The following is a 6,541-nucleotide window of genomic DNA, read 5'->3' on the forward strand; positions in this document are numbered from 1 at the left end:
CCGCGGCGTGGGCGCCGGTCGCGGCGAGCGGTGGTGCCAGCAGGGCCGCGGCCGTGGCGAGGGACAGGGTGACACGCCTCATGGGCGAGTCCTCCTCGGCGGTGGGGCGGCGCGGTGGACCGCGCCGGTGTGGGGTGATCGAACGCGCGCCTCAGCTTGGTCCAGACCAATTGTCGGCGTCAAGAGACGCGTCGACGCATTTCGACAAGCACGGACAGGACCAACGGCGATGCCCCCGCGCGGCGTTCGCGTCGGCCACCCGGTGCGCGGGCCCGGCCGTTCCGCCGTGTGCGCGAAGTCTTGACGCACCCATTGGTCTAGTCCAGATTGGGACTCCATCCCCGCGGTCCCCGCTGTCCCCACCGCTCGCACCGACCCGGGCCCCGCCCACCGCCTCTCTCAGGAGTCTGCCGTGACACGCACCACGGGCCCCGCCCCGCTCCGGCACCCCCGGCACCGCGCCGTGGGCGCGGGAGCCGTCCTCGCCCTCACCGCCGGCGCGGCGTTCCTCCTGCTCCCGGGCGCCACCGCGACCGCCGCCGAGCCCATCGCCAACGGCGGGTTCGAGACCGGAGACCTCACCGGCTGGTCCTGCACAGGGGATTCGCACGCCGACAGCGGCGCGCCGCACTCCGGCGGATACGCCCTCGTCTCCGCCCCCACCGGTCAGAACATCGCGCCCTGCGCCCAGACGGTCCAGGTCCGGCCGGGCGCGTCGTACGTCCTGCGGGCCTGGGTGAAGGGCGGTTACGTCCGTCTCTCCGCCACCGGCACCGGGGTGGACGCCTCGAACTGGACCGCCTCGACGGACTGGACACAGCTGACCACCCCCTTCACCGCCGGGCCCGGCACCACACAGGTGACCGTCACGGTGAGCGGCTGGTACGGCACCGGGGCGATCGGGGCGGACGACGTGTCGCTGGCCGAGACGGCCCCGGGCACGGCCTCACCCACGGCGTCGCCGACACCGTCCCCCACGGCCTCCCCCACCACCGTGCCCACGACCCCACCGCCGACGACCACCGCACCGCCCACGACGACCCCGCCCCCGACGACGGCTCCGGCCACGACCCCGCCTCCGGGCTCCGGCGACACCGTCCGCGTGACCAACGGCAAGGAGCTGAAGGCGGCACTCGCCTCGGCCGTACCCGGCCGGACCATCCAGCTCGCCGACGGCACCTACTCCGGCAACTTCGACGCCACCGTCTCCGGCACCGCCGACCGCCGGATCACCCTGGTCGGCTCGCCCGCCGCCGTCCTCGTGCCCCCGACCGGCGGCGGCTACGTCCTGCACCTGGACCACGCGAGCTACTGGACCGTCCAGGGCATGACGCTGACGGGCGGTCAGAAGGGCATCGTGGTCGACTCCTCCGACCACGTCGTGATCGACTCCGTCACGGTCCACCACCTCACGATGGAAGGGGTGCACTTCCGCTCCTCCAGCAGCTACGGGATCCTGCGGAACTCCACGATCCACGACACCGGCACGGCCGGGGACGGCAAGGGCGAAGGCGTCTACGTCGGCACCGCCAACACCCTCACCGACCGCAGCGACCATGTGCAGATCCTCGACAACGTCATCGGTCCGCGCATCGGCGGCGAGAACATCGACCTCAAGGAAGGCACCAGCGCAGGCCTGGTCTCGGGCAACACCTTCTACGGCGACGGCCTGACGGGCCGTAACTACGACGACTCATGGGTCGACGTCAAGGGCAACGACTACGTCGTCGAGCACAACACCGGAACCACCACCACCAAGGACGGCTACCAGACGCACAGCCAGCAGCCCGGCTGGGGCTGCCGCACGGTGTTCCGCGGCAACGACTCCGACCTCACCGGCGCGACCGGCAGCGAGCGCTACGCCTTCGACATCACGAACTACGACCCCGCGTCCTGCCCGGTGACGATCACCACCGACAACACCGTGACGGGCGGCGACGGGCTGGCCAACCCCGGCATCCCGATCGGCTGACGCACCACCCCTGCCGGCCACCTGCGGTGAAGGACCCTCGGGAGGGTATCGATGTCCGCGACCACAGACGTTCATGACCCGCGCCGCCGTACGGCACGTTCCTGTACGGAGCCGCGCGGCACGGAGACCCCCCGGCAGCCCGAGGACGAGCCGTACACCCCTCGCGACCGCGAGCGGCCGGAGCCGTCCGCCACGCAGGCCCCCCGGCGACCGGAGGACGCGCCGAACGGCCCCGGCGCCGGAGCGGCCGACCGCCCCCGCTTCGTGTGCGCCGACTGCGACCTGGGCATCGGCCGGCACGTGCACCTCCACCTGTGGCCGGTGGCGGCCGAGCTGCGCAGGGTGCGTACGGCGGTGGGCGCGGCCCTCGCCTCGTGGGGCTGCCCGGCCGAGACCGTCGACGACGGCCGGCTGATCGTCAGCGAGCTGGTCGGCAACGCGATCAGGCACGCGCCCGAGGCATGGATCACGCTGAACCTGATGCAGATCGGTGACCGCCTGCTGGTGGAGGTGACGGACGGCTCCGCGGCGCGGCCCGTCGTCCGGCGCGCCGGCCTCCAGGAGGAGCAGGGCCGTGGGATGCACCTGGTCCAGGCGATGGCGTCGGCCTGGGGCGCACGCCGGGACGGCCCCGGCCGGAAGACCACCTGGTGCACCCTCCCCGTCGGGGGGACGGGGCGGGAGGACCGGTGATCGCCGAGTCCCTCATACGGCGGTGCGCGAATCGTGTGTGCGGTTGAGGGCCACGATCGCCGCGTCGTCGCCGAGCGCCCCGGCGCAGTGGGCCAGCAGATCACCTCGGATGCGCTGGACGAGTGCCTCGGGGCTGCTCCTGGTCCACAGGCCGACGCGTTCCCGGAGCGGATAGAAGTCCCGGTCGGGGTCCCGCGCCTCCAGCACGCCGTCGGTGTACAGGAGGAGTGTGTCGCCGGCCTGGAAGGTGAACGGATACGAGACGTAGGCCTCCGGCGTCAGGCCGTGCAGGCCCAGCGGAGGTGCCGGGTGAGGACTGACAACATCCGTCACCCGGCCCTGGTGGATCAGGAGCGGCGGCGGGTGACCGCAGTCGATCATCCGGGCCTCCGGGTCGTGGTCGGGGATCTCCAGCAGCAGCGCGGTGACGAAGTGCTCCAGGGCCTCCTCGTCCGCCTCGGGAAACTGGGAGTGGTACCGGCGGACACTGCCGTCCAGGGCCTCGGCGAGGGCCGGCAGCGTGGGGTGATGGTGCGAGGCCTCCTGGAACGCGCCCAGCAGCATCGCCGCCTGGCCGATCGCGCCCAGCCCCTTGCCGCGGACATCGGCGATGATCACACGCGCGCGGTGGTCGGCATGGGTCACCGCGTACAGATCACCGCCGATACGGGCCTCCCGCTCGGCGGCCAGATACGAACACGCGAGGTGCAGGGGGCCCAGACGGTGCGGCAGCGGGCGCAGCAGCGCCCGCTGCGCGGCCTCGGAGACCGACCGCACCTGTGCCAGCTCCTCCTTGCGCCGATCACGGACGAAACAGACGAAGACGATGAAGACCGACAGGATCGCCAGGGCGACGATCTGCGCGATGTGATTGGCGGTGGCCAGACCGCCGTGGAGCACGGCGATGAGGACCTGGGCCCCCACCGCGAATGCCCCGATCAGTCCGGTCAGCCGGTGGCCGCCGAACGAGGCGGTGATGGCGGGGGCCACGACGAGCAGCGGTCCGAGGTGGATGGTCTCCGGCGAGTGGATGTCCACCAAGGTGATCACCACGACCAGCCCGACGGGAACCGCCGCCAGCGCATGGCTGGAGCGCCACAGCTCCCGCACACGGGTGAGGTACCGCATGTCTCCAATGTGCCCCATCCCTTCGGTCTCGTCCGGCCCGGCTGGGCCGCTGGGACCACCCGACCGCCGGGCGGGGGCGGGGGCGGCCGGATCGCCGGGACGCCCGGCGTTGGCCGGGGTGGCCGGGACAGCCAGGGTCGCCGGCCGGTCGTGCCGACCGGGGAGAACCGGACGAGCATAAGGAGGATGACGAACCGCATCTGCACCGTGGGGCACTCGACACGGGACTTCGGCGAGATGCTGGGGATGCTGCGGAACAACGGGATCACCTGCCTGGTCGATGTGCGTTCGTACCCCTCGTCGCGCAAGCACCCGCAGTGGAACCAGCAGGCGATCATCGACGCGCTGCCTCCCGACATCGCCTACCGGTGGATTCCGAAGCTGGGCGGCCGGCGGCACACCCCCAAGGGCGTGCCGAGCGAGAACGGCGCATGGCGGGTCAAGGCCTTCCGCGACTACGCCGACTACATGGCCACCGACGAATTCGCCGAGGGCCTGGACGAACTGCTCGAGCTGGCCGGCCACGAACGGCCGGCGATCATGTGCAGCGAGGCGGTGCCCTGGCGCTGCCACCGCAGGCTGATCACCGACGCGCTGATCGTCGCGGGCGCCGAGGTCGTGAACATCATGTCGCCCACGACGACGAAGCCCGCGGCACTGGACGAACGTGCGCGCGTCCACGACGGGCGGCTCACCTACCCGCCTGAGCCGTCCTGAGCCACTCGTCCGGTGCGGGGACGCGACCGGGGCCTGGCCACGCGCCACCCGACGCCATGGCAGGCCGCCCGGCAGGCCGCCTGGTCCGGCGCCTCATGAGACCCGGCGGAACACGGCGGCCGGGCCGATCGCGTCGGGGCCGAACCTGTCCCGGATGCGGTCCATCGTCTCCTCGACCGCCAGGCGTGCCTCGCGGGCATCGTCGAGACTGATCTGCCGGGCGACCTGGCCCGCGTCGACGAGGTCCTCGGCCTTGAGCGCGATGCCGATGAGGCGTCCGCGCTGGAGTCCGGCCGCGTCCATCAGCCGGTAGGCCGCCGTGCGCAGCTCCTCGTCGTGCGCGGACGGCTCCGTGAGGCGGCGGGTCTTCTCCCAGGAGGTGCCGTCGGCGAACCTCAGGGCCAGGGTCAGGGCGCGGGCGGCCTGGTCGCGCCGGCGCAGCAGCCGGCCAAGCCGTACGACAAGGCCGAGCAGGGCGGCGCGGACCTGGGCGCCGTCGAGGGTGTGCCGGGGGAAGGTGCGGCGGACCGCGGCGGCAGCGGGCAGGGCCTGGGGGACGACGGGGCGGGGGTCGATGCCGCGGGCCCGGTCCGCGGCCTGCCGGCCGGCCCGGCCGCCGAGCAGGCGCTGCACGAGGGCCTGGGGTACCGCGGCGAGCAGGCCGACGGTGTGGATGCCGTAGTCGTGCAGGGCCTCGGCCTGGCGGGGGCCGATGCCGTGCAGGGCGTCCACGGGCAGGGGCGCCAGCCAGTCGGTGACCTGGTCGGCCGCGACGGCCAGGACGCCACCGGGCTCCGGTGTCCGGGCGGACGCGGTGGCCGCCACCGTGATCGAGGGGCCGATGCCGACGCGGACGTCCACCCCGAGGCGGGAGACGGTGCGGAGCCGCAGGATCTCGCCCAGCCCGCGGGCGTCCGTGCCGTGGTGGCGCAGCGCACCCTTCAGTTCCACCAGTGCCGCCGCCGGGGGCAGCGCCCGCACCACCGGGGACAGGTCCGCCAGCTGTTCCAGGACCTGCCGGTAGAGCTCTTCGGGAAGGCGGTCCGGGCAGCGCACATGCATCACCGTCGGCTCGCCTCGTCCCGGTGCTGCCGCCGCGCTCATCTCGATCGCCTCCCACACACCCCTCCAGGCTATCGAACGATAAATCGAACAGGCGAGGGCGCGACGACAGGAGCGGTGGCGCGGGCGCCGGTGCGGTCGGTGCGGGACAAGATCTGGGAGCGCTCCCATGGGAGCGCTCCCAGCGGGCATAATGACGGTCCACCGTTCCCGGGGGGATGTCAAGGGGACGAACGCTGTGAATCAGTGCGACTGACGATTTGTCAACCTCGGTGAGGAAGGGCGCGGATGAGTGCGGGTGGACGGCGCGGCGGCCGGCCGACGCTGGAGATGGTCGCCGAACGGGCCGGCGTCGGGCGGGGCACGGTCTCGCGCGTGATCAACGGTGCCCCCCATGTGAGCCCCCAGGCGCGGGCGGCCGTGGAGGAGGCGATCGCGGAGCTGGGGTACGTACCCAATCGTGCCGCACGGGCGCTCGCGGCGGACCGCGCGGACGCGATCGCCCTGGTCATCCCCGAACCCGAGACCCGGCTCAGCGCCGAGCCGTTCTTCCTGGACGTGCTGCGCGGAGTGAGCGCGGAACTGGCCGACACGGACATGCAGTTGCTGCTCATGCTCATCCGCTCCGCCCAGGAGCGGCGTCGGCTGGCCCAGCACCTGGAGGCCGGCAGGGTCGACGGCGTGCTGCTGGTGTCGGTGCACGAGGGCGCTCCGCTGCCCGGTCTGCTGGAACGCCTGCGGGTGCCGACGGTGCTGAGCGGGCGGCGGTCGGAACGGGAGTGGATGTCGTACGTCGACGCCGACAACGTCGGCGGCGCGCGGTCGGCGACGGAGCACCTGCTCCGGCGGGGACGCCGGACCGTCGCCACCATCACCGGGCCGCTGGACATGTACGCCGCCCGCTGCCGCCTGGACGGCTACACCCAGGCGATGGACGCCGCGGGCCACGGCGCGGACCAGTCGCTCGTC

At 73.0% G+C, this 6,541-nt stretch carries 5 protein-coding genes and 2 pseudogenes; 5 read left to right on the top strand and 2 right to left on the bottom strand.

Translation table 11 applies throughout. From position 1 onward, the window contains the following. Nucleotides 1–463: 463 nt before the first annotated feature. The 3 genes and pseudogenes from ABZ484_RS38025 to ABZ484_RS38035 all read left to right on the top strand — a co-directional run. A pseudogene (locus ABZ484_RS38025) lies at nucleotides 464–868 on the top strand (carbohydrate binding domain-containing protein); the annotation flags it as partial. Nucleotides 869–1,096: 228 nt separating this feature from the next. Continuing rightward, nucleotides 1,097–1,972: pseudogene (locus ABZ484_RS38030) on the top strand (right-handed parallel beta-helix repeat-containing protein); the annotation flags it as partial. 51 nt (nucleotides 1,973–2,023) lie between these two features. Continuing rightward, the gene (locus tag ABZ484_RS38035) at nucleotides 2,024–2,665 is read left to right on the top strand and encodes an ATP-binding protein (protein ID WP_358870523.1); all 642 of its coding nucleotides are present in this window, start codon (nucleotides 2,024–2,026) and stop codon (nucleotides 2,663–2,665) included. A gap of 12 nt (nucleotides 2,666–2,677) precedes the next feature. Here the strand turns inward: ABZ484_RS38035 and ABZ484_RS38040 are convergent, their stop codons facing one another. Then, complete coding sequence (locus tag ABZ484_RS38040; protein ID WP_358870524.1) at nucleotides 2,678–3,793, bottom strand: PP2C family protein-serine/threonine phosphatase; 1,116 nt, start codon at nucleotides 3,791–3,793, stop codon at nucleotides 2,678–2,680. A 186-nt stretch (nucleotides 3,794–3,979) separates the two neighbouring features. Between ABZ484_RS38040 and ABZ484_RS38045 the strand changes: the two genes are divergently transcribed. Continuing rightward, nucleotides 3,980–4,510, top strand: a complete 531-nt coding sequence (locus tag ABZ484_RS38045) for a DUF488 domain-containing protein (RefSeq protein WP_358870525.1) — start codon at nucleotides 3,980–3,982, stop codon at nucleotides 4,508–4,510. Nucleotides 4,511–4,603: 93 nt separating this feature from the next. Here the strand turns inward: ABZ484_RS38045 and ABZ484_RS38050 are convergent, their stop codons facing one another. Then, nucleotides 4,604–5,614, bottom strand: a complete 1,011-nt coding sequence (locus ABZ484_RS38050) for a hypothetical protein (protein WP_358870526.1) — start codon at nucleotides 5,612–5,614, stop codon at nucleotides 4,604–4,606. 246 nt (nucleotides 5,615–5,860) lie between these two features. On the opposite strand from ABZ484_RS38050, the gene ABZ484_RS38055 reads away from it, so the two are divergent. Beyond that, a partial coding sequence (locus tag ABZ484_RS38055; protein WP_358870527.1) for a LacI family DNA-binding transcriptional regulator occupies nucleotides 5,861–6,541 on the top strand: 681 nt, incomplete at its 3' end.

This window comes from Streptomyces sp. NPDC006393 (assembly GCF_040628575.1).
Taxonomy (GTDB): Bacteria; Actinomycetota; Actinomycetes; order Streptomycetales; family Streptomycetaceae; genus Streptomyces.

Coding starts and splice junctions, on each gene's coding strand:
- ABZ484_RS38035 (WP_358870523.1), top strand. CDS start 2,024: ATGTCCGCGACCACAGACGTTCATGACCCGCGCCGCCGTACGGCACGT.
- ABZ484_RS38040 (WP_358870524.1), bottom strand. CDS start 3,793: ATGCGGTACCTCACCCGTGTGCGGGAGCTGTGGCGCTCCAGCCATGCG.
- ABZ484_RS38045 (WP_358870525.1), top strand. CDS start 3,980: ATGACGAACCGCATCTGCACCGTGGGGCACTCGACACGGGACTTCGGC.
- ABZ484_RS38050 (WP_358870526.1), bottom strand. CDS start 5,614: ATGAGCGCGGCGGCAGCACCGGGACGAGGCGAGCCGACGGTGATGCAT.